This window comes from Pseudomonas khavaziana, from assembly GCF_019145205.1.
GTDB classification, from domain to species: Bacteria; Pseudomonadota; Gammaproteobacteria; order Pseudomonadales; family Pseudomonadaceae; genus Aquipseudomonas; species Aquipseudomonas khavaziana.
Map to the genome: position 1 here is coordinate 193,277 of NZ_JAHSTT010000002.1, position 24,003 is coordinate 217,279.

General features: G+C 60.7%; 16 protein-coding genes. 6 read left to right on the forward strand and 10 right to left on the reverse strand.

What is annotated here, in order from left to right:
• Positions 1-3 precede the first annotated feature (3 nt).
• Both KVH01_RS05415 and KVH01_RS05420 read right to left on the reverse strand, forming a co-directional pair.
• The gene (locus KVH01_RS05415) at positions 4-450 is read right to left on the reverse strand and encodes a GNAT family N-acetyltransferase (protein WP_217880708.1); all 447 of its coding nucleotides are present in this window, start codon (positions 448-450) and stop codon (positions 4-6) included.
• Entirely contained in the window at positions 447-1,085 is a 639-nt protein-coding gene (locus KVH01_RS05420) for an FMN-binding negative transcriptional regulator (protein ID WP_217880709.1), read from the reverse strand. The genes KVH01_RS05415 and KVH01_RS05420 overlap by 4 nt, the downstream gene beginning before the upstream one ends.
• Positions 1,086-1,172: 87 nt before the next feature.
• Here KVH01_RS05420 and pdxR point away from each other — a divergent pair, with 87 nt between their 5' ends.
• Positions 1,173-2,711 (forward strand): MocR-like pyridoxine biosynthesis transcription factor PdxR, encoded by a 1,539-nt coding sequence (gene pdxR, locus KVH01_RS05425; RefSeq protein ID WP_217880710.1) that lies wholly within the window; start codon positions 1,173-1,175, stop codon positions 2,709-2,711.
• Positions 2,712-2,713: 2 nt separating this feature from the next.
• On the opposite strand, the gene KVH01_RS05430 is transcribed toward pdxR, so the two are convergent.
• From KVH01_RS05430 to aspA, 8 genes are all read right to left on the reverse strand, one after another.
• Positions 2,714-7,339, reverse strand: a complete 4,626-nt coding sequence (locus tag KVH01_RS05430) for a dermonecrotic toxin domain-containing protein (RefSeq protein ID WP_217880711.1) — start codon at positions 7,337-7,339, stop codon at positions 2,714-2,716.
• A 129-nt stretch (positions 7,340-7,468) separates the two neighbouring features.
• Positions 7,469-8,560 carry a polyamine ABC transporter substrate-binding protein gene (locus KVH01_RS05435; protein WP_217880712.1) on the reverse strand — a complete coding sequence of 364 codons (1,092 nt, stop codon included), beginning with the start codon at positions 8,558-8,560 and terminating at the stop codon, positions 7,469-7,471.
• A complete protein-coding gene (locus KVH01_RS05440) occupies positions 8,557-9,591 on the reverse strand; it encodes a histone deacetylase family protein (RefSeq protein WP_217880713.1) in 1,035 nt (344 codons plus the stop codon). Before KVH01_RS05440 ends, KVH01_RS05435 begins: the two co-directional genes overlap by 4 nt.
• Positions 9,592-9,717: 126 nt before the next feature.
• Positions 9,718-10,710 carry an AraC family transcriptional regulator gene (locus KVH01_RS05445; protein WP_217880714.1) on the reverse strand — a complete coding sequence of 331 codons (993 nt, stop codon included), beginning with the start codon at positions 10,708-10,710 and terminating at the stop codon, positions 9,718-9,720.
• 54 nt (positions 10,711-10,764) lie between these two features.
• Positions 10,765-15,354: a hypothetical protein gene (locus KVH01_RS05450; RefSeq protein WP_217880715.1), complete on the reverse strand. Its 4,590-nt coding sequence runs from the start codon at positions 15,352-15,354 to the stop codon at positions 10,765-10,767.
• A 93-nt stretch (positions 15,355-15,447) separates the two neighbouring features.
• The gene (locus KVH01_RS05455) at positions 15,448-16,431 is read right to left on the reverse strand and encodes an asparaginase (protein ID WP_217880716.1); all 984 of its coding nucleotides are present in this window, start codon (positions 16,429-16,431) and stop codon (positions 15,448-15,450) included.
• Between the two features lie 77 nt (positions 16,432-16,508).
• Positions 16,509-17,960, reverse strand: a complete 1,452-nt coding sequence (locus KVH01_RS05460; protein WP_217880717.1) for an alanine/glycine:cation symporter family protein — start codon at positions 17,958-17,960, stop codon at positions 16,509-16,511.
• A 416-nt stretch (positions 17,961-18,376) separates the two neighbouring features.
• Complete coding sequence (gene aspA / locus KVH01_RS05465; protein WP_043048143.1) at positions 18,377-19,801, reverse strand: aspartate ammonia-lyase; 1,425 nt, start codon at positions 19,799-19,801, stop codon at positions 18,377-18,379.
• A gap of 182 nt (positions 19,802-19,983) precedes the next feature.
• Here aspA and KVH01_RS05470 point away from each other — a divergent pair, with 182 nt between their 5' ends.
• From KVH01_RS05470 to KVH01_RS05490, 5 genes are all read left to right on the forward strand, one after another.
• Positions 19,984-20,892, forward strand: coding sequence for a LysR substrate-binding domain-containing protein (locus KVH01_RS05470; RefSeq protein WP_043048142.1), 909 nt, complete (start codon positions 19,984-19,986; stop codon positions 20,890-20,892).
• Positions 20,893-21,364: 472 nt separating this feature from the next.
• On the forward strand, positions 21,365-21,856 hold the full coding sequence (purE, locus tag KVH01_RS05475) for a 5-(carboxyamino)imidazole ribonucleotide mutase (protein WP_003176980.1): 492 nt from the start codon (positions 21,365-21,367) through the stop codon (positions 21,854-21,856).
• 11 nt (positions 21,857-21,867) lie between these two features.
• Positions 21,868-22,953, forward strand: a complete 1,086-nt coding sequence (locus KVH01_RS05480; RefSeq protein WP_043048140.1) for a 5-(carboxyamino)imidazole ribonucleotide synthase — start codon at positions 21,868-21,870, stop codon at positions 22,951-22,953.
• 106 nt (positions 22,954-23,059) lie between these two features.
• Complete coding sequence (locus tag KVH01_RS05485) at positions 23,060-23,305, forward strand: GlsB/YeaQ/YmgE family stress response membrane protein (protein ID WP_005792540.1); 246 nt, start codon at positions 23,060-23,062, stop codon at positions 23,303-23,305.
• 77 nt (positions 23,306-23,382) lie between these two features.
• Positions 23,383-23,919 carry a DUF3299 domain-containing protein gene (locus tag KVH01_RS05490; protein ID WP_043048138.1) on the forward strand — a complete coding sequence of 179 codons (537 nt, stop codon included), beginning with the start codon at positions 23,383-23,385 and terminating at the stop codon, positions 23,917-23,919.
• Positions 23,920-24,003: the final 84 nt, after the last annotated feature.

Genomic DNA, 24,003 nt, shown 5'->3' on the forward strand with positions numbered 1-24,003 from the left:
TCCTTAAAGACCTTGGCGAAATTGAATGAAACCTGGGCGTTCGGCGATGCGTTGGTAGAGTTGAATCGCGGTGCTGTTGGTCTCGTGGGTCAGCCAATGCACCTTGCAGCAACCATCGGCCTTGGCGGTGGCATAGACGAATTCGATCAGCTTGCGGCCCACGCCGCTGCCGCGTTGTGACGGAACTACCAGCAAATCCTGCAGGTAACAGGAGTTCTCGATGCTCCAGTTCGAGCGATGGTAGATGAAGTTGACCATGCCCACGGCCTTGCCGTCTTGCCAGGCCAGGGCCGAGTGGGTCGGCTCGCCGGCGTCGATCAAGCGCTGCCAGGTGCTGAGGCTGACGGCTTCCGGCAGTTCAGTGTTGTAGAACTGCAAATACGCTTGCCACAGCGCCAGCCAGGCGGACTGATCAGTGGCGGTGACCGGGCGGATGTCGATCGGGCTCATTCTGAAACTCCTTGGGGCATAAAGCGGGCGAGGGTCTGGTCGCGCACGTCTAGGCTGGTGGCCAAGCCCTCGCGAATGCCGTTGATGTCAGCCTGGCTGCGGTTCTGGCCGAGTTTGCGCTTGCCTACCAAACGTTCGATCGGCAGGGCAAAGCCAACAATGGCCTTGAGCATGGTGTCGATGTAGTTGACAGGGGCGTCGCTGACTTTCCACGGCTGCGCACGCTTGCCTTCATGGCGATCAGTCAGCGCAGTCACCACGGCCAACAAGCGCTCGGCGTCGGTAAACGCTTCGGGTTTGCCGTAGGCATGCACGGCGATGTAATTCCAGGTTGGCACCACCTTGCCGTGCTCGGCCTTGGCCGGATAGAACGATGGGCTGATGTAGGCGTCGGCGCCGGCAAAGATCACCAACGCTTCGCTGCCGTCCTGCAGGTCTTTGCACTGGGGATTGGCCTTGGCCAAGTGCCCGTAGAGGGTGCCATGGGGGCCTTCATCGGGGTTGAGCAGCAGCGGTAGGTGGCTGGCTTGCAGGCCTTGCTCACCAAAGGTCACCAATTGCGCCAGGCGGGTGTGCTGGATCAACTGGTGGATTTCAGGCAAATCGTCGAGGGCAAAGGCGCGAGGTGTGTACATGGAAATTTTCCTTGGCGAATGCCTGCATCCTAGGCAGGCTAATGGTTCGTTGTAAGAGCCATCTAGCACCCATTTCATAGGTCCAATATGTCGCTCACCACACCGCCACTGTCATTCAACCCCGCCGGCATCGAGCTGGATCGCCGCCTGGGCCTGACACGCCAACTCTATGAAGCCTTGCGCCAGCGGGTGCTGGATGAGCGACTGGTAAGCGGCACACGATTACCCGCCACCCGCGACTTGGCCGCGGCGTTGTCGATTTCGCGCAACAGCGTAATACGTGCCTATGACCAGCTGTATGCCGAGGGCTTTATCGAGAGTCGAGTCGGAGATGGTACTTACGTCGCTCAGCTACCTATGTCCAAAAAACTATCCACAAAAGTATCCACAGGGTTACCAATAGGCTTATCCCCAGCCTTATCCACAAAATGGACGAATTTGCCCGGGCATTTGGACGATGAAGTTATCCACAGCGCAGGTTTGAACCGGGTAAAAAATCACCACCTGCCCCAGCCGCCCTCAGGCCCACCCCGGGCATTTCGTGTGGGAGTGCCGGCCTTCGATCTGTTTCCGTTCGAGGTGTGGGCCAAGCTGAACGCGGGGTTCTGGCGCAAACCAGACCTGCAACAACTGTGCTACGGCGACCCGGCCGGTGATGGTCGTCTGCGCGGGTTGATCGCCGCGTACTTGCGCAGCTCGCGGGGTTTGCAATGCAGCGCTGAACAAATAGTGATCACCAGTGGCGCTCAGCAGGCGATCAGCCTTTGTGCACAGCTGCTGGTGGAGCCGGGGGACAGCGTTGCTGTTGAAAACCCGGGCTATCGCGCAGCGGGCCACGCGTTCGCCTTGGCCGGTGGGCGTCTGCACGGCGTGGCAGTGGACGGCGAGGGCATCGACTGCCAGGCGCTCAATGCCCTGGGCGATTGCCGGGTGGCGTATGTCACGCCTTCCCACCAGTACCCGCTGGGTGTGGTGATGAGCCTGGCGCGTCGCCTGGAACTGCTGGCCTGGGCGCAGCGCACGGGTGGTTGGGTGGTTGAGGATGATTACGACGGTGAGTACCGCTACAGCGGTGCGCCGCTGTCGCCACTGGCAGCCCTGGATCGTAGCGGGCGCGTGCTGTACGTCGGCACCTTCGGCAAGGTGGCGTTCCCGGCCCTGCGCCTGGGTTACCTGGTATTGCCTGCGGCGTTGGTGGACGCCTTCGCCCAACGTCGCGCCGTGGACATGCGTCATTCGGAGGTCAGCACCCAGGCGGTGATGGCCGAGTTCATGGCCGCCGGGCATTTCCAACGGCATATCCGACGCATGCGCCGGGCGGCCCTGAGCCGCCGCAACACCTTGCTCGCCGGCTGGCCGGGCGATCTGCCTGGCCTAGGCCCGCTGCCCAACGTGGCGGCAGGGTTGCACCTCACCGTGAGGCTGGACAGCGTGGCCCGTGAGCAGCAATTGCTGGCCCAGGCGTTGGCCGCTGGGGTCGAGGTCAATGGCCTGAGCAACTATTGGCTGGCAGATTCGATCACCCCCCTCGACCAGCGCGCCGGGTTGGTACTGGGATTCGCCGCTGTGCCGGAGGCGGCGATCACACAAGCGCTGGCGCGATTGCGAGTGGCATGGCAGGGCTGAGATCAATGTTCAAAAAACAGTGACTGGGCCAGTTGCGGACTGATTTCACTGCGGTAAATCTCGATCTGGTCCTTGTCGCTGCTGCCCGTGCGCTGCAATCTGCCGCCGAGCCTGCGCTGGTCGCTGGTCTTGAGGTGCCCGGCGGTAAAATGTTCGACCTCGGCCTGGGGCGATGCGTAGTGAAAGTGTGCATACCACAGGGCGGCATTGCTTTGGCTATCGCGGATTTCGTATTCATCCAGGTAGTTCTTGCCTGGGCCCTTCAACGGACGGCGATTGGTCGTCTTGAGGATCTTTACCAGCCCTTGATCATGCAACCACTTTACACGGGCTGCCGTGGGAGGTTGTTGCTTGGTCAGAGTGACTCGCGTCTGGGTACCCAGTTCATAGAGATGTTTGGCGCGGTCATTGAGCTGGCGGTTGAGGGTGGCCGCCGAAGGCCGGTCGCTTTCGGTGAGGTTGAGCCGAGTCAGAGCGGATTCCACTGTCAGCACGGCACGCTCCAGCTGGGCCGCTTGCTGGTGGAACATCTCTTCGATCTCCACCGGGATACGCCCGGGTTTACGCGAGTGAGCCAACAGGCGGCGGGTGGTGGCCGGTTCATCATCCAGCAATTGCTGCCCGGCGTTGAGGCTTATCCCCAGGTCGGCCGGCCGTGGCTCTGACGGGGTAGAGGGAATCTGTTTGTGCTCGACCCAGACCCCTGGGGTTTTTTCGTGGAAGGTGGCAATCACCTTGCCAGTCAGCGTTGCCTTCACATCCACCAGCGTGGCTTCGCTCTCCCTTGGCTCGCCTACCACGATGCCCTTGAAGCGGGTCTTGATAATTTTGCGTCGAGGCGGCTCGGGCGGTTTCGACGGCCCCGGCTTTGGCTCAAGGGCTTTACGCTGACGCAACAGCTGCGCCAGTTCGTGCAAGGCGCGCTGATGAAATTCTTCGATGCGCTGGCGCAGCACTTCCACGGGGTCGCGTTGCAGTTGCTCTGGATAATCGGCGTGCAGGTCCAGCAGGCGATGGTCAACGATGTCGAATTGCTCGGCCAAGCTGTAGAGCGTTTCGATGCGTTCATTCAGGCTGCTGCCTTCGAGCTCGCCGAGGATGTCAATTACGCTCTGCACGTGCAGGTCGGCGGCGTCGATGATATCGCTCAGCTGTGCGCGGACACGGGTCAACACCGCGCTGTTACCGGCTTTGACACACAGATAGCGCATCAGGGTGATGTGCAGCGCCTTCAGGTCGGGGAGCGTGATATTGGGTAAGGCGCGCATTGTCGATTGGATGGCTTCTGCACCATCGAGACCTAGGTTTTCCAGTTCCTTGAAGCGGCCGGCCACGTATTCCAGGCGCATGATCATTTCCAGCGTCTGGGTCGCAATAGTCTCGGCGGTTCGCCTCTCCAGCGAGGCGGGTAATTCGAGCGCATCGAGGGAGCCCAGCAAGGCATCGCGGTAAGCGGGCAATTGTTCACTAATGGCGGCTCGCGTCAGCGCCAACTGGTTTTTCAGGAAGCCAATCATCATGCTCTGGTATTCAGGCACATCGTCGATATGGCCCAGGGACCTGAGTTGGCGAATGGGCTCTTCGTACTCCAGCAGGCGTTGATTCACATCCCTGATGAAGTTTTCACGGCGTAAGTCAGTGGAGGGCCCAGGCTGTGTGCCGATGGCAGCGAGGGTATCGGACATCTGTTGTTGTCGTTCCCGGTCGGTGATTTGGAAACGGTCAATACTTCTGCGCAGTTCTTCAATGCGCGGCGGTTTCTGCTGCCTGGCCGTGCGCAGGCGGTTGCGAAACCCGCCGCCACGCAGGCGCAGGCGGGGATCGACAAACCACTGCCCAGCCCTGTTACTGATCAGCAATGGGCCGGTACGGTCTGGGATGACCGGGTCGATGACAACCACGTTGTCGTTGGCGTCTACCTTGACCTCGAACCAGCGCTCGCCAACTGGCACGAACCATTTGTTGGCGGCGGGATACAGATGGTGGTGGGTACCGGCTTGCTTGTTCTGCTCGCCCAATTCGGCGGGCGGCTCGACATTGAAACTCTCCAGCCACGTGCGCAGGCTCGTGGGGGTGCGGCTGAGTGCGCCGCTGACGTGCAGGGAGCCCTGGTGCGAGGCGAACAGTTCAGTGCTGGGCAAGTCCGGCAGCTGCACCGCGGTGATAGAGGGCGCAGGCCGCGCCGGTGGCTCTATGTTGGTGTTCGACAGCGGCTCCTCGGGCACCTTGGGCTTGAGCGTTTCGTCTGTCGCCGGGGCGGACGGATGACGCAGGGCCACATGCAGCGCCAGGGCCATTCCCAGGTTGAGCCACAGGTCCACCAGTGCGGTCCAGGGCGTGGCTTTGTCTGCGGCATTGACTGCCTGCTCGACCTCTTCCAGGTCATCCATGATCTGCCACATCCATGCCGCGATTCCCACCGTAGGGCCAAGGAACGGCAAGGTCGCATTGAAGATCTGCCAGCCGGCACTGCGAAAGGTCGCCCAGCGTTTCTGTACGTTGGACACCGATTGACGAGTCGCCAGTTCCACCATGGCATTGGCGTTGGCCTTGAAGAGCGAGCCCATTACGTCATTGCCCAGCACTTCGTCGCTCAGGGTAATGGAGCCGCTCATGTAGACCACGGTGGCGGGCTCGACCAGCACGCGGGCAAGTGTCCAGGGCGACGGTACGGCACCGGGAAACACGTACTGTGCGTAGTTGAAACGCGATGCTTCGGGCAACCAGGCCAGCACCGATTCGCGCAGATGCCGGTCATGTTTGATCGCATACAGCAGGTTTTGCCGCGAGGGGAATTGGCGCAACATCGGCTCAAGCAGCGGGCGGTACAGTACACACGGGCCCTTGTCGGCGGACCGGGGCTCGATCACGAACATGTTGGTCACCCTGTCCTGCTCGTGCCCGGGGCGCAAGGTGGGAATAAAGGCCAACTGACGGATGACGATTTCCTGCCCGTCGAACTGGCGGTCATGGGCGTCAGGTTGCATGACGGCGGCAACGTAGCGGTAACCAAGCTCATCCAGGCCATAGCGCCCCTGGATTTTCCATTGCAGGGCCAGCATCGGCAACTGCACACGCAGGTGGCTGGCGTAGAGCTGTTGCCGTGCCTGGGATTGCTCCGGGTCTTCGAGCAGCGTGCGCTTGATCAGCGCCGGATAGTGCTCGCCGATATCCAGTTGGGTAATCATGTCCTTGAGGTAGCTGTACGTCAGCCATTCAGGTGCAGGACCGCCGTTATACGCCACGCTGGTCTCGCCGGTGGGCAGCCCGGTGAGATTTTCCAGGGCCAGGTCGATCAGGTTGCGGCGGGTGATGTCGATCTGTCCAGGCACGGCAAAGGTGCCCCAGATGACCGGGCTCTGGATGATGACTTCAACCTTGTCCGGGTTCGGCCTGGTGCTCTGTTTGTCGGCATTGAACCGGCTTTGCAATTGCGCGCGGGCATAGTCGCGTATCGGCGCAATACCGTCTTGGAACAAGCGACCGTGATTGGAGGTATGCACCTGGGCCAAGTCAATGAGGTAACGGCCGTAGGCGGCTGCATCAGCATCACTGGCATTGGCCAGCCAGTCGGGCATTTGCTGGTGGATTTGGTGAACGCGTGACAAGGACTGTCCGCTCAGGTCTTCGAGGGCGGGCAGGGCACGGGTTATGGTCGAAGGTACGCCGGGTTGGCCGAAGGCGGCCCGGCCCTCGGGTTCATCGAGCATGCCGATGGCCTCGATTTGCATGGAGATCAAGGCGCAGGCCAGGCTATCGAAAAAGTTGTCGGCCGGCTCAATCAGGCGCCATTGCAATATCGTGCCGTGGGGCACCTGGCTCAATTTGGACGGAAGGCTTGCGCCGAACTGCTCCAGTGAGGCGAATTTCTCGTAGCCGTCGACCAGGGAGTAGGCGAGGATCTTGGTTTTTTTCTCGTGCTCGCCGATCAATAGCGTCTTGTCCAACACACCGATATGACGAACCTGACCATCGTGCAGCAAGTCTATATCGATCAGGCAAGCACGGCTCTTGTACGGGTCCTTGGCACTGCGGGTTTCTTTCTGCGCAAAGTGGTACAGCGTTCTGGCCATGGCGCAGTCGTCTGCGTCCCAGCCTTCTACAGTATCCACATCCACGTTCCACACTTTGCGCAGCGAGTTGGCGAGCACTTGCCACCGCGGGCCGTTACTGTTGCTGGACTGGTTCCAGTAATCGAGCTGTTGTTCCTGAAAGGCGGTAAACAGCAAAGGCGCCAGCTCGTTGATCAAGCGGCCGACCGCATGGATCTTCACCGGCAGGTGCACGGCCTCCCAGGCATCGGGTTGCAGCGAGAGGTAATGCTCGCCGTCGATATAGGCCACCGGCCTGGGCGATATGGCCTGATGTGCCAAGACGGAGGTCAGGGACTCGGCTGTACCTCTGGACGAGACGATCAGATCATCGATGACTCGCCAACGCGGATGGCAGACCATGGCCAGGTCCGGGTCGATATCCAGCTTCGGATACTGCTCGCGCAGGGCGGTGCGCAAGGTGCTGGCCGCGACTTCTCGACTGGTGGGGCCGGTGGTCAGCTGGATGAGCAATTCATCGACTGTGGGCGGTCGGTTGGTTTGCGAAGTGTCCGTGGCGAGGGTGTTGTCGGGCATCTGCAGCTCCTTGGCAAGCGTTGGCCCGAGCGGGCTGCAACGGACCTTGGAAGGCGCAAGGTAATCATTTAGGGCGCGACGAGAACGGTAGATAAGTAAAGGGGGCGAGCACGCTCGCCCCACAGGCGGTCAGGTACCGGACTTGATCTTGGTCCAGGCCCGCGTCCGGGCGCGCTCGGCCTCCCGGCCCAGGGGCTTGAGGGTGTAGAGCGTGGCCATGGCTGCTTCGGTAGGGTACAGATTGGGATTGTTACGGATTGCCGGGGCGACCTGTTCGGTGGCGTCCTTATTGGGGTTGGGGTAGCCGACAAAATCACTGATCGGCGCAATGACGTCCGGCTGCAGCAGGTAGTTGATGAAGGTGTAGGCGTCCTCGGGGTTCTGGGCGCCCTTGGGAACGGCAAGCATGTCGAACCAGATCGGTGCGCCTTCCTTGGGCAGGCGCATGTCCACGGTCACTCCGTTTTTAGCTTCTTTGGCGCGGTTGGCGGCCTGGGAAAAACTGCCGGAATAACCGACGGCCACACAGATGTCGCCGTTGGCGATATCGGCCATGTATTTGGATGAGTGGAAGTAAGTGATGAAGGGGCGGATCTTCATCATCAGCGCTTCGGCCTTGGCGTAGTCCTTGGGATTGTTGCTGTTGGGGTCCAGGCCCAGGTGTTGCAGCGCCAGGGGCAGGATCTCCGAGGGCGAGTCCAGCAAGGCCACGCCGCACTGCTTGAGCTGGCTGAGGTTGGCTTCGTTGAAGATCAGGTCCCAGCTGTCCACTGGCGCGCTGTCACCCAATGCTGCCTTGACCTTGGCCGGATTGAAGCCGATAAGGATAGTGCCGTACATGTAGGGCACGGCAAACTTGTTTCCAGGGTCGTTGGCCTCGATCAGCTTCATCAGCTTGGGGTCCAAATGCTTCCAGTTGGGCAGTTGGTTGCGGTCCAGGGGCTGGAACACGCCGGCTTCAATCTGCTTGGCCAAAAACACATTGGACGGCACTACCACGTCATATCCGGAGTTGCCGGTGAGCAGCTTGGCTTCCAGCGCCTCGTTGGTATCGAAGATGTCGTACACCAGCTTGATCTGTGGGTTCTGCGCCTTGAAGTCTTCAAGTGCCTTTGGGGTGATGTAGTCGAACCAGTTGTAGACCTTCAGGGTTTTTTCTTCGGCGTGGACCGCGCCGCCGAGTACGGCAATACAAAGGGCGAATACCTTGAACAGGTTCATTGCACACACTCCTCAAAACCTTCGAGCACATTGACGGCATTGATGCCGATCTCTTCTACGGCGTAGCCGCCTTCCATGACGAACAGCGTGGGTTTGTCCAGGCGCGCAATGCGGGCGCCCATGGCCAGGTAGTCCGGGCTGTCGAGCTTGAATTGTGAAATGGGGTCGTCCTTGAAGGTGTCCACGCCCAGGGACACCACGATCACATCGGCGCCGTAGCGTTCGATCTCCTGGCAGGCTTGTTCCAGCGCCTGGCTCCAGCGCTCCCAGCCTGAACCCGCCGGCAGCGGATAGTTGAAGTTCAAGCCAACCCCGGCGCCTTCCCCCAGCTCGTCGGCATAGCCGAGGAAGAACGGGAATTCCGCCTCCGGGTGCCCATGGATCGAGGCGAACAGCACGTCGCTGCGGGTGTAGAAAATCGATTGGGTGCCGTTGCCGTGGTGGTAATCCACATCGAGGATCGCGACCTTCGTATGGCCCTGGTCGAGAAACGCCTGGGTGGCAATGGCCGCATTGTTGAGGTAGCAATAGCCGCCCATCAAGTCGCTGGCAGCGTGATGGCCCGGTGGCCGACACAGGGCAAAGGCCGAACGCGCACCTTGCTGGATCGCCTCTTGTGCAGTGAGCGCAACCTGGGCGGCGCTGTACGCGGCTTGCCAGGTGCCGGCAGTAATCGGCGCGCCGCCGTCGAAACTGTAATAACCCAACTGGCCGTGCAGGCTGGTGGGTAATACCCGGCGCAAGGTGCGCGCAGGCCAGGTGTAGGGCAACAGGTCACCGTCCTGGCCGAACTCGGTCCAGCGTTGCCAGGCGCCTTTGAAAAAATCCAGGTACTCGCGGCTGTGAATGCGTTGCAGCGGCGCCAGGCCGAAGTCCTGCGGCGCCTGCACCGGGCCCAGTTCGCGGTCCTTGACCCGTTGCAGTACGTGGTCGGCTCGCGAGGGCATTTCGAAACAGGGCATCAGCTGCCCATCCATCAGTTCACAACGGCCGTGGTGCAGATGGTGATCGTCCGAGTAGATCGTCAGCATTGTGTTGTTCTCCGCAGGCTGGGTGCAATGCTTGCAGTGTTGCGGCGAGCGGGGCGGTGGAGAACGGCAGGAGCGGCCAAAAGGGGATGAATAGGGCCAATGTTTATGTCCGTTATTCGCCCCCGGTTACGGCCTGAATTGACTGGGCGCCACGCCGCTCCAGCGCACGAAGGCATGTCGGAAACTCGCGGTTTCACTGAAGCCCAGTTGCTCGGCAATCCGGTGGATCGGCAGTTCATCGGCGCCAAGCAGCTGCTTGGCGCGTTCGAAGCGCAGTTCGTCCAACAGCTCCTGATAGCTGCAACCGAGCTCATGCAGGTGGCGGCGCAAGGTGCGCGAGGAACAGTTCATTTGCGCCGCCAACCCATCAACCCCAGGCGCGGCGTCCAACTGTGCACCGAGCAGATGGCGAACCCGGCCCAGCCAGGCCTGGCGCCCGGTGAACTCGGTATTCTGTTTGCGGCAACGCTCGGCCATGGCGCGATGGGTAATGACATCGGCCAGCGGTAGGGGTTGTTCGAGCCAGCGCCGGTCGAATGCAAAGGCGTTGGCCTGAGCGGAAAACTGCAACGAGCAGGCGAAATGCTCGGCATATCGTGCCTGGTAAACGGGGCTGGGGTAGGCAAAGCGGGCGCCCAGCAACGGCAGGGGCTGGCCGAGTAGATCGGCGCAGATGACCTTCAGCGAAACCAGGCAAAACTCCACGTTGAATTGGGTCAGGGCTGGGTCCTCGCGGTAACCGCCAGCGGTCAACCAGATGCGTTGGCCGTCCGGCTCCAGGCTCAGCTCAAAAAGTGTTCCCAATAGCGCCGGGTAGCGCAGGGCCAGTTGCAAGGCGTCACCGAAGGTGGCACTGGTGAGCAAGGCATAACCGAGCAAGCCGTAGGACGACACGTGCATGCGCTGCCCCAATTCCAGGCCCACGTCCTGGCGCAAGGCAACGGCATTGGCACACACGCGCATTTCCTGGTGGGTGGTGATATGAGTGTCGGCGCGTGCCAGGTCGGCTTCGCAAATACCGCTGCCGGCCAGCAGAATGTCATAGCTCACGCCTTCGGCCTTGAAGGTGTCCAGCACCCGCGAGACCGCATTGAGGGTAGTCAGGTGTGAATGCAGCATGGTGGGTTCCAGCCTGGGTTTAACAGGCTGGAGCAAGTTATGTGCCGTGGTCGATCAATTGCGCTCGGGTGGGAAGAAAACGCGCTTGGCCTGGGCCAGGTTAATGGTGCTGCGATAGAAATCGACTTGTTGCTGTGCGTTGAGCCCTTGAACGTCATCGGCCGCCTTGCCTTGCGCTTGCTCTTGCGGGGTCTTCAAGCGAGCGGAGAGAAAGCGGTCGAGCGGGGCATCGGAGGTCGAGTAATGGAAGTGGGCATACCAAAGCACGGTTTGCGTGGACTCATCGGTCAGGGTGTATTCGTCCAGATAATCCTTGGTAGCGCTTTTGAGACGGCGTCGTTTGGCTGGTTTCTTGATGGTGACCAAGTTGCGGCTGGTAAGCCATTCAACCCTTGAGAACGTGGGTGTCCGTTGCTTGATCATTGTCTGCACCTGCTCGTTGGCCTGCTGGTAAAGGGCTTGCGCGGCATCATTGAGTTTTTTGCCCAATGCGGCGGCGGCGGGCTGCTCGCTTTCCGTGGCGTTGACCTGGGTCAGCGCTTCTTCGATAGCCTTTGCGGCCAGTTCCAGCAGCTGCGCATGTTGATGAAACATATGTTCGATGCCGATGGGGGTGCGGGACGGCTTGCCGATTTGCGCCGTGGCTCGGGCCTGGAACGCCGGTAGTTGGTCGATCAGCGACTGGCCATGGGCAACGCTGGCTTCGATCGTTGGGGCTGCAGATACGGGCGGGGGAGTGCCAGGCGATAGGTGCTCGACCCAGACACCCGGGGTTTTTTCGTGAAAAGTGGCGATGAGTTTATGGGTCAACGGCGACTTGATGTCGACAAGGTCAGTCTCAAGCCCTACCGCAGTCAGGCGTGGCTCGCCGATTAACGTGCCGTTGAAGCGGGTATGGATAAATTTTTTCATCGGCCTTGGCGGTGTCGGCGGCGGTGTCGGCCGGATGCGGGCATCCGCTTGTTCAAAGTGCAGGGGCGCCAGTGCGGCCTTGGCTCGATTGGCAAATGTGCTCAGCATCGTCCGCAGGTTTTCAATGGGCGTATCGAGGGCTTGTTCGGGGTAGTCATCGGAGAAATCCTGCAGGCGTTCGTCAATCAGCTGGAACTGCTCCACCAGGCTCGCCAGGGTTTCAATGCGCTCGTCCAGGCGTGATTTGCTGCGCTCTTTCAGGGCGTCCTGCAAGGTCTCCACCGCAATATCTGCTGTGTCGACAATCTTGCCGATCAGGCTCCAGGCGTCAGGCTCGGTGGTGATTGATTGCGGCTCCAGGCACAGGTTTCGCGCCAGCGTCACTTGCAGGGCCCGCAGATGATCGCTGGTATAGAGCGGCAGTTTGGCTTTGGCTGCTCGAATCAGCTGTGTGCCCGCCCGGGCCAGTTCGCGTAATTCGGTGAAGCGCGTCTGGGTGTAATCCAGGCGCTTGATCATGTCACCGCACAGGTCTGTCATCAGCTGCGCGTCAGTGATGCGGTTGGCCTGGGCCGACGTCGAGGGGGTTTCGATCTGGTCCAGCACCGTTTTGAGTTGCGGGGTGAAACGGATTTGCAGCTCCCGGATGCCTGCCTCGTTGAGGTCCAGTTGCGCCTTCACATAACCGAGGGCTTTTTGCTGGAAATCAGGAACTTGGGTGAAGACGTTCAAGGTCATCAAGTGTTGGCGTACCTCTTCGTATTCCAGGCTGTGGCTGTCGAGTTTGTTCATGTAGGCCTGGCGTTTGGACTGGGTTGAGCTGCCAGAGGCATCCTGCATCGCCTGGAACGCCTGTTGCAGGTCCCGTTGTGCCGCTTTCTTGGTTTGCTCGAAAGTCTTCAGCCTGGTAATCAGCTTCTCGGATTCGGCCTTTGCTTTGTCTGCTGCCTTTTTCTGCTTGCCTTTGCGCCCGCCGCCAGCCAGGCGCAGACGGGCGTCGATAAACCACTCGCCCCGGGCGTTGTGAATAAGCGGCAGGCCCGTGCGGCTGGTCTGCTTGGGATCGACAATGACCAAGGTTTCATCACCGACCAGTTTGACCTCGAACCAGCGGGTGCCCACCGGCGCGTAGTAATGCTGTTCAAGCCGGTAAAGATGTTGGTATGGGCCTTCATCGCTGATGGCGCTTGCCAGGCCCGTGGGTTTTTCTATTTTGAAACTGTCCAGTACCGTCGCCAGGCTGCTGGTTGTGCGTGTGATTGCGCCTTGGGTGTTGAGTGGCAGGTCATGATCGGCAGGCGGCTGCTCCTTGGTGCGGGTGGAGAGCTGTTCCACGCTGATCGAGGTTTCAGCGCCGACGCTGGGTGTTTCAGCCTCGACCTTGGCAGCACCGGAACCAGGGCGGGCGCCGGTGGCCACATGCAAGGTGACAGCCATGCCCAGGTTAAGCAGTACATCGGTGAGCGCCGACCATTGTGCCTGTTGTTCACCGTGTTTGCGGGCCTCGACGAAGGTTTGCACCTGGTCGAGGATCTGCCAGATCCAGGCACCGGTATTCGCAACACGGCCCATGAAGGGCAACGCCGCATTGAAGAGCAACCAACCGGCCTGCTTGAGCGTGGCCCAGCGGTTTTCCGCGTTGGACACCGATTGGCGGTCCGCCAGCTCCACCAGTGCCTTGGCGTTGGCATCAAACAGGCTGGTGAACAGGTCACCGTTGAGGGTTTGCTGGCCCAGGCTCATGGGGCCGCTGTAAGTCCATAGCTTGTCCGGTTCCACGAGGAAGTCGGCCACCGCCCAGGGTGACGGCAAGTCACCTGGAAATACATAGTTGGAGTAGTCGGTACGCACGGCGTCGGGCAGCCAGGCGACCACCGAGTCGCGCAGAGTCGGGGATTGTGCGATGGCATACAGCAGGTTCGCCGGTGACGGGTATTGCAACAGCACGGCTTCAAACAGCGGGCGATATAACAGGCAGGGTCCGGTTTCGGGATTTTGCGGGCCGATGATGTACATGTTGCTCACCACATCCTGCTCGTTGCTCTGCCGGCGCTTGGGTACCAAGGCCAGGGGGCGGATGACGATGGCTTGCCCATCGACATAACGGTCGGCGGTTTCTGCCTGCAGGGCGGCCGCCACATAGCGATAGCCACGCTCATCGATTCCACCTTCCTGGCGTATCTTGTGCTGCAGGGCCAGTAGCGGCAGCTGGATGCGCAAGTGCTGGGTGTACAGGGTTTTGCGCCGCGCCGACTCTGCGGAGTCATCGATCAACTTGCTGCGTATCAGCGCCGGGTAGGCACTGCCGATATCGACTTTGGTGATAAGGGATTTTACATAGTCGACGGTCAGCCACTGAGGCAGGGCCTTGCGCGTCTGCATGCGCAGGCTTTGATTACCCACCGGCAACGCGATCAGGTTTTGCAGGGCCAGTTCAACCAGGCTGAAGGTGCTGGTTTCGATCTGCCCAGGTACCGCAAATGTGCCCCACACCACCTGGCTTTGCACCTGGATGGTCAGGGTGTCGAGTGCCATGTGAGCAGCCTCGGGGTGCTCCTTGATGATCTGCCCCTTGAGCGTGTCACGGGCGTACTGTTGGATGGCGGGAATGTCGTCCTGGTAGGTCTTGCCCTCGTTCTGGCTGTGCAGCGCGGCCAGGTCCTTGAGGTGTCGCGAATAAAAGCCCCGATCTGATTCAGAGGCCTGGGCGAGCCAGCCCGGCAGCACTTGTCGATACCAGTCAAGTTCCGGGCCCTTCGGGCTGACCTGCCCGGTTGTTCCCGTCAGTACACTCAAGGGTGGTTTCTTCGATGTGGCCGATGTGTCGATGCCGACGGTGGTGAAGGCGTCGATTTGCAGGGTGATCAGGGAGAAGGCCAGCTGCTCGAAAAAGTTGCCGACGGGTTCATACAGGCGCCACTGCAAGCGCTCATAGGTAATTGGCTGATACACCAGCGTCGTCAGGTACTCGCCCAATTGGTCCTGGGTGGTGAATTTTTTGTAGCCGTCGAAAGACTGGCAAAGGATGACGTCTTGTCCCTCGGACTGCCCCAACAGTACGGCAATAAATACTTGCGGGGTGTGGCTGGGCTTGCCATCGCTGACCAGATCGACGTCGACCAGGCAGACCTGGAACTTGCCGTCAGAGCTGCGGCTCGCCGGGTCGGGCGAGTGGTACAAACGGCGGGCCAGCGCACAGTCATCGTCGGTCCAGCCGTCCACCTGCTGTACATTCCAGGTGTTGCGCAATGTGTTGGATAGCTCGTGCCAGTGCGGACCATTGCCGTTGCTGATGTTCCAGTAATTCACCAGCTGTTCCTTGAGCGCTTCGAACACCACAGGCGCCAGGACATTGATGACGTTAGCGATTTCGACGATGCGCACCGGCAAATGCACCGCCGGTTCGGTGAGTGGCAGGGGGGTGAGAAAATGCTCGCCTTCGATGCACAAGGTCGGTGTCTTGAGCACTGCCTGCCTGGCCAGCAGGGTACTGAGAGTTTGATAGTGCGGGGGGCTGGAGATGATCTTGTCGTCGACCAGCTCCCACACCGGCGTACCCAGCAGGGTGGTGTCCGGATTGATGTGCAGGTCGGGGTATTGTTCTTCCAGGGATTCGCGCAGCAGTTGGCCGGCCACCTCGGTGATCGAGGGACCGGCACACAGCTGGGTGATCAGTTTAAGAGGTAGGTCTTCGGGTTTGGCAGCCTGCGCGGTGGCGCTTGAAGTGGTCATGGTACATCCCTGTCTTGCCGATGGATGGGAGCAACCGGAGGGTCAGTCCCGGGGTTTCCATGCTAGAAAGGCGCAAGACAGGGCAGGGGGTAGTTATCTAGGGAGGGCCTCGGTTCCCAGGTCCAGCTCCACCAGACGGCGGATCTCTTCACAGGCCAGGCCAGCACCGAGCAGGGCGTGGAGCTTGCCGAACGCCGCTTCACGGGTCATGCCAGCACCCGACAGCACTCCGGCATCGCGCAAGCGGCTACCGGCTTCGTAGACATCCAGTTCCACACCGCCTTCATGGCACTGGGTAATGGCGACCACCACCACATCCCGGGCCTGTGCGCGCTTGAGGCTGGCGAGGAACTCGGGGTTGTCGCTGGGCCCGGTGCCGCTGCCATAGCACTCCAGGATCAGCGCCTGTATGCCGCTGTCGACCAGGCTGTCCACCAGCGCGGCGCGCATGCCAGGCACCAGCGGTAATACGCCGATATCTGCCATGGTCTTGGGCTGGCGATAATCCAGCGTGGCCGGCAGTGATTCGGCACGGGGCTGGTTGCCCATGCGCTGCAAGGCTGCAAATGGATGACGGCCGAAGCTGCGCACCTTGGCGCAACGGGTCGGCGGTAGCAGTTGGCCGTGGAAATACAGCTGCACGCCGGATGCCAAGCCTTCGCCCAACGCGGTCAAGGCGCCGCTGACGTTTTCCCAGGCATCGCTGTCCGGCACGCCGGCGGGCAGCATCGAACCGGTAAACAGCACCGGTGCGGGCAGGCCCAGCAGTTGGAAACTCATGGCTGCCGCGCTGTAGGCCAGGGTGTCGGTGCCGTGCAGGATCAGTACGGCATCGCAGCCCTCGTCCACCGCTTCAACCACGGCGCTGCGCAGACGCTGCCAATAGGCCGGGGTCATGTTGGCGCTATCGATCAGCGGTGACATCTCGCGAAAGCGCCAGGCGGGTATCGATTGATTGGCAAGCTGCTCGCGCATGCGCGCTTCAAAACCCGATGCCGGGGCCAGGCCGTTGGCGCTGGCCTGCATGCCGATGGTGCCACCGGTGTAGAGCACCATCACGTTGTTAGCTGAATGCATTGAAGAATCTCCTGAACGAAAAACGCCGCCGGGCCCAGAGCATGCCCAAGGCCGGGCGGCGTGTCATCTATCTACGCTTAGCGTTGCGCAGGGGCGATTGATTCAGCAGTGGTTTGCACGGCAGGCTCCGGTTTTACCGGGTTGGCCGGCCAGGCCTTGCGGTCCAGGTCCAGGTCAGGGAACTGGCTGGAGTCGAACACCGGGGTCTTGATGCCTGCTGCACGCTGGTTGTCGTAGTCGTTCAGGATACGCATGGCGATCTTGAACAGGAACGCCAGGGCGAACAGGTTGACGAACGCCAGCATGGTCATGGTGATGTCGGCGAAGGCGAACACGGTGCTCAGGTTCTCGATGGAACCCCAGAAGATCAGCACCAATACCAATGCGCGGTAGCCCATCAGCACCTTGCGGTTATTGCCGACCAGGAAGCGCAGGTTGCTCTCGCCCAGGTAGTAGTTGTACATGATCGAGGTGAACACGAACAACGCCAGGGCCACCGAGATAAACATGCGGCCCCAGTCGCCGACCACCGCCGCCAGGGAGTTCTGGGTCAGGGCAATGCCGTCGCCTTCAAAGCCCGGGGTGTAGAAACCGGAGAGCAGGATCAGCAACGCGGTGCAGGTGCAGATGATGAACGTGTCGAGGAACACGCTGAACGCTTGCACCACACCTTGGGCAATCGGGTGTTCTACCGAAGCGACTGCCGCTACGTTAGGCGCACTGCCCAAGCCGGCTTCGTTGGCGAATACGCCGCGTTTCACACCCATGATGATTGCGCTGCCGACCAGGCCACCGAAGGCTTGGTCGAGGCCGAAGGCGCTCTTGACGATGGTCGCGAGCATGGCGGGTACGTGGTCGAATTGCAGCACGATCACGTACAGGGTCACGGCGATGTAGACCAGGGTCTTGACCGGCACCAGCAGGTCGGCGATCGAGGCGATACGCTTGATCCCGCCAATGAACACCAGGCCCAGCAACACCGCCAGCGCGAGGCCGGTGTAAGTGGTATCCAGGCCGAAGGCGTTGTTCAGCGAGTGGGTCACAGCGTGGGCTTGCAGGCCGTTGAAGGCAAAACCGAAGGTCACCAGCAGCAGGAACGCCATGACCATGCCCAGCCAGCGTTTGTGCAGGCCATGCTGGATGTAATACGCCGGGCCGCCACGGTAGGTGCCTTCGGCGTCGGTGCGTTTGTACAGCTGGCCAAGGGAGCACTCGATGAAGCTCGAGGACATGCCCACCAGTGCGGTGACCCACATCCAGAACACGGCGCCCGGGCCACCCAGGGTCACGGCAATACCGACGCCTGCAATGTTACCGGCACCCACGCGGCCCGCCAGGCTGAGCATCAGCGCCTGGAACGAGCTGAGTTGGCCGGCACTGCTCTTCAGGCTGTCTTTAAACACCGAGAACATATGGAAAAAGTGACGCAGTTGAACGAAACGCGAGCGGATCGTGAAATAACCGCCGAGCCCGACTATGAGCACGATCAGTACTTTCCCTGAGAGGAAGTCGTTGATGACTTCGAGCATGGAGTGTTCCTCGCTGATTTTTCTGATGGCAAACGCAGGACGGTCCGATGCATCGCTCGGCACCAGGCAGTGCACGACGCTTCGATCCCCATCCTTTTGCGGGTGTTGTTATTCATGCGGTTTCGCGTGGTACCCGGGCCTCGTTACCGATGGCCGCAGACGCGAGAGGGGCGGCACTATACCTAGGCGAGACTGATCCGTCTGCACGGGCTGATTAAAGGTTTGTAGGAGCGAGCTTGCTCGCGAAGGTCGTTAACGATGAAGTTGGCTGTCTGGATGGTTGCGGTCTCCTTACGTTTTTCGCGAGCAAGCTCGCTCCTACAAGCAAAAAAAAAGGGCCTGAAGAACGAGCCTTCAGGCCCTCAAAAGGTGAGAGGTGTCTAGTCCCTCAACCTGGTGAGCGGTGCAACAAACGCTTAGGCCTTCAACGGGACCAGGCGTGGGGCAATCATGTTTTCGGGGCGCAGGATGTCGTCGAGCATGGCGTCGTCGAGCAAGCCTTCTTCACGCACCAGTTCCAGCACGCCGCGGCCGCTTTCAAGGGCGATACGCGCGATGCGGGTGGCGTTTTCATAGCCGATGTAGGGGTTCAGCGCGGTGACCAGGCCGATGGAGTGCTCCACCAGTTCGCGGCAGCGGGCTTCGTTGGCGGTGATGCCGACGATGCAATGCTCGCGCAGCATGTCCATGGCGCGTTGCAGCAGGCGGATCGAATCGAAGATCTTGAAGGCGATCAGCGGCTCCATCACGTTCAGTTGCAGTTGTCCGCCTTCGGCTGCCATGGTCAGGGCCAGGTCGTTGCCGATAACTTGGAACGCCACTTGGTTGACCGCTTCCGGGATCACCGGGTTGACCTTGCCGGGCATGATCGAGCTGCCTGGCTGGCGCGCCGGCAGGTTGATCTCGTTGATGCCGGTACGTGGGCCACTGGACAGCAGGCGCAGGTCGTTGCAGATCTTCGACAGCTTCACGGCAGTACGCTTGAGCATGCCGGAGAACAGTACGAAAGCGCCCATGTCGGAGGTGGCTTCGATCAAGTCGGCCGCCGGTACCAGCGGCTGGCCGCTGATGGTCGCCAGGCGTTGTACGGCGAGGGCCTGGTAGCGCGGGTCGGCGTTGATGCCGGTACCGATGGCGGTGCCGCCCAGGTTCACTTCGGTGAGCAGCTCCGGCGCCAGGGTTTTCAGGCGCGCCAGGTCTTCACCCAGGGTGGTGGCGAAGGCGCGGAATTCCTGGCCGAGGGTCATCGGCACGGCGTCTTGCAATTGGGTGCGACCCATTTTCAGCACGTGGCTGAACTCGGCACCTTTGGCGGCGAACGCCTGGATCAGGCTATCGAGGCTGGCCAGCAGAGCGTCATGGCCCAACAGCAGACCCAGGCGGATCGCAGTCGGGTAGGCGTCGTTGGTCGACTGCGCCATGTTCACGTCGTTGTTGGGGTGCAGGTACTGGTATTCACCCTTCTGGTGACCCATGGCCTCCAACGCGATGTTGGCGATGACTTCGTTGGCATTCATGTTGGTTGAAGTGCCGGCGCCGCCTTGAATCATGTCCACCACGAATTCTTCGTGGAAGTCGCCGCGGATCAGGCGGGCACAGGCTTCGCTGATGGCAGCGTGCTTGGCGTCGCTGAGCTGACCCAGTTCGCGGTTGGCGTCCGCCGCTGCTTGCTTGACCATCGCCAGGCCGACCACCAATTTCGGGTAATGCGAAATCGGAACGCCCGAGAGGCGGAAATTATTCACCGCTCGCAGGGTCTGGATGCCGTAATACGCTTGAGCCGGTACTTCGAGTACGCCAAGCAGGTCTTTTTCTGTACGGAAAGATGCAGCAGAGGACATGACGGAAATCATCTCGATATGGACCCGGAACTGGCCGGAACGCTGCGAATGCTAGGCTTGTAGAACTTTTTGGGCCAATGCTGTTAAACACTGGCCTATGCACAAACGGCATAATGTGGATGTGACCCAGCTATGATGGCGGGCGTGTGTGCCAAAATGGTGCATACCCTTGGGAGGAAGTGATGAACCTTGAGAGCAAATGGCTGGAAGACTTCAGCGCCCTGGCGGCCACCCGCAGTTTTTCCCAGGCTGCGGAACGGCGCTTTGTCACCCAGCCGGCGTTCAGTCGCCGTATCCGTAGCCTTGAGGCCGCGTTGGGCCTGACCCTGGTCAACCGCTCACGCACGCCCGTGGAATTGACGGCGGCGGGGCAGCTGTTTCTGGTGACTGCGCGCACGGTGGTCGAACAGCTGGGCGAAGTATTACGCCATTTGCATCACCTGGAAGGCGGGCAGGGCGAAGTCATGCAGGTGGCGGCCGCGCACTCGCTGGCACTGGGGTTCTTCCCACGTTGGATCGCACAGCTGCGCAACGAGGGCCTGAACATCGCCACGCGACTGGTCGCCACCAACGTCGGTGATGCCGTGCATGCTCTGCGCGAAGGCGGTTGCGACCTGATGCTGGCGTTTTACGACCCGGATGCCGCCATGCAGATGGACGCCGAGATATTCCCGTCGCTGCACTTGGGCAACACCGAAATGCTCCCGGTGTGCGCCGCCGATGCCGACGGCAAGCCGCTGTTCGACCTCGAAGGCGAGGGCAGTGTGCCGTTGCTGGCCTACAGCGCCGGGGCGTTCCTTGGCCGCTCGGTGAATTTGCTGCTGCGCCAGCGCGCCCTGCGCTTCACTACCATCTATGAAACCGCCATGGCCGACAGCCTCAAGAGCATGGCCCTTGAAGGCTTGGGTATCGCCTGGGTGCCGCAGTTAAGCGTGCGTGCCGAACTGGCCCGAGGCGAATTGGTGGTATGCGGCGGGCCGCAGTGGCATGTGCCGCTGGAAATCCGCCTGTATCGCTGCGCGCTGGTGCGCAAGGCGAATGTGCGTTTGTTGTGGCGCAAGCTGGAAGGAGGCGCGGCGCAAAGTACCTGAGCCTGACACAGATCCAATGTGGGAGGGGGCTTGCTCCCGATAGCGGTGTGTCAGGCGCTGATTAGGACACTGAAACACCGCTATCGGGAGCAAGCCCCCTCCCACAGGGTTTTGCGGTGTAGGGGACTGACTCAAGAGTCAATAAAACCGCCGGTTTGGGCGGCTAGACAGATGGTCATTCCAGGGGCTGTTTATCTGGATTATTACGGTATACTGCGCGGCCTTCGGCCGGTCCAACCGGCCGCGTTTCGAGGTCAGAACTCGCCGAGCGAAGATCAGGCAAGGCAAAAACAAGCGAGAAAGCGGAGTTGGCTTTAGCCAATGAGCATTCCGAGTTTGTTTTTAACGCAGCCTGATTGAGCGTAGGCAGTTCTGGCCCGAAACTAATTCGTACAACAAGCCACGCCGGTCTCCCGCGTGGCTTGTTGTTTTTTGACGCGCCTGCAGGCGCCCAGAGAGAAGAGGCACGACGATGAGTGCATTGGTTGGCGTGATCATGGGCTCCAAGTCCGATTGGTCCACCCTTAGCCACACCGCCGATATGCTGGAAAAACTCGGCATTCCGTATGAAGTGAAGGTGGTCTCTGCCCACCGCACACCGGATCTGCTGTTCCAGTATGCCGATGAAGCAGAATCCCGTGGCATCGAGGTGATCATCGCCGGTGCCGGTGGCGCGGCACACCTGCCAGGCATGTGTGCAGCCAAGACCCACCTGCCGGTGCTTGGCGTGCCGGTGCAGTCGGCGATGCTCTCGGGCGTGGACTCCCTGTTGTCCATCGTGCAGATGCCAGCCGGTATCCCGGTGGCGACCCTGGCGATCGGCAAGGCCGGCGCGATCAACGCCGCGTTGCTGTCCGCCAGCATCCTGGGCGCCAAGCACCCGCAGTTTCACGCGGTGCTGAAAAAATTCCGTGCCGAGCAGACAGACAGCGTGCTGGACAATCCAGACCCACGTATCGCCTGAGGTTGATGACGATGAAAATCGGTGTAATCGGTGGCGGCCAACTGGGCCGCATGCTGGCCCTGGCGGGCACTCCGCTTGGAATGAATTTCGCTTTTCTGGATCCGGCGCCGGACGCCTGCGCCGCCGCCCTGGGTGAACACCTGCGTGCTGACTACAGCGACCCGGACCATCTGCGACAACTGGCCGATGAAGTCGACCTGGTGACCTTCGAGTTCGAAAGCGTCCCGGCCGAAACCGTGGCCTTCCTGTCGCAATTTGTACCGGTTTACCCGAGCGCCGAAGCCTTGCGCATCGCTCGCGACCGCTGGTTCGAGAAGAGTATGTTCAAGGACCTGGGCATCCCGACCCCGGCCTTCGCCGACATCCAGTCCCAGGCGGACCTGGACGCCGCTGTCGCCAGCATCGGCCTGCCGGCCGTGTTGAAAACCCGCACTTTGGGTTACGACGGCAAGGGCCAGAAAGTCCTGCGCAGCGAAGCCGACGTGGTCGGCACTTTCGCCGAACTGGGCAGCGTTCCTTGCCTGCTGGAAGGCTTCGTGCCGTTCACCGGCGAAGTCTCGCTGATTGCCGTGCGAGCCCGCGATGGCGAGATCCGTTTCTACCCCTTGGTGCACAACACCCACGTCAACGGCATTCTCAAGGTGTCCGTGGCCAGCACCGATCACCCGTTGCAGGCCCTCGCCGAGGACTATTCCAGTCGTGTGCTCAAGCAGCTGGATTACGTCGGTGTGATGGCGTTCGAGTTCTTTGAGGTCGACGGCGGCCTCAAGGCCAACGAGATCGCGCCCCGCGTGCATAACTCCGGGCATTGGACCACCGAAGGCGCCGAGTGCAGCCAGTTCGAAAACCACCTGCGGGCGGTAGCGGGCTTGCCGTTGGGCTCTACGGCCAAGGTCGGCGAAAGCGCCATGCTCAATTTCATTGGCGTGGTACCGCCGGTTGAACGGGTAATCGCCATCGACGACTGCCACCTGCACCACTACGGCAAGGCGTTCAAGGCCGGACGCAAGGTCGGTCATGCCAACCTGCGTTGCAAGGACCGTGCGACCCTGCAAGCGCAGATCCTCAAGGTCGAAGCGTTGATCGCCGAGCAATAACCCAGCAGACGACGGGAACCATTGATCACCGTCGTCTCTCTGATTGCAGGATGACAAAGCCTGACTAGGCTTTGTCATGACTCATATTCAATCAGAGGGAAATGCCATGGGTATCATTGGAACCATCTTTATCGGCTTGATCGTTGGCCTGCTGGCGCGTTTCCTCAAGCCTGGCGACGACAGCATGGGCTGGATCATGACCATCCTGCTGGGTATCGCCGGCTCCCTGGCCGCGACCTACGGCGGCCAGGCACTGGGGATCTACCAGGCAGGCCAGGGTGCGGGCTTCATCGGCGCACTGGTGGGTGCCATCGTGTTGCTGGTGATCTACGGCCTGATCAAAAAGAAGTAATCAGCCGACAAAGTCCTCTGCGCTGCGCAGGCGCAGAGGGCTAGAATGCTCGGCACTTGTATTTGCCGAGCCTCTCCATGCGCCGTCTTCTATTGACCCTTCTGCTGCTGGCCCCTGGCCTGACCCATGCTGGCGAACTGCCGGAAACTGACTGGCTTGAGCTGATGCCGCTTTCGGACCAGAAAGCCCTCGAGGCCATGCCCGAGATCGACCACAATTCCCCCGAAGCCCAAGGCACGTTCACCGACAAAGGTGGGTTGAAGCAGAGCAAAGGCTTGCCCGCGGTGATGTATTCCACCAAGACCGTGGCGGCCATGAACGGCAAGAACATCCGCATTGGCGGCTATCCAGTGCCGCTGGAAACCGATGCCAAGGGTCGCAGCACGCTGTTCTTCCTGGTGCCGTATCCGGGCGCCTGCATCCATGTGCCGCCACCGCCGCCTAACCAACTGGTGCTGGTTCGATATCCCAAGGGGTTGAAGTTGGATGATATCTACACGCCGCTCTGGGTGACGGGCACGTTGAAGGTGGAGAAGGTCAACAATGACTTGGCCGATGCAGCTTATGCGTTGGAGGCGGGGAAAGTGCGGGTAGTGAAGGAATCCGATCTCTAAAACCCTACACATAACCAATGTGGGAGGGGGCTTGCTCCCGATAGCGGTGCTTCAGTCACTTAAGATATTGACTGAACCAAAGCT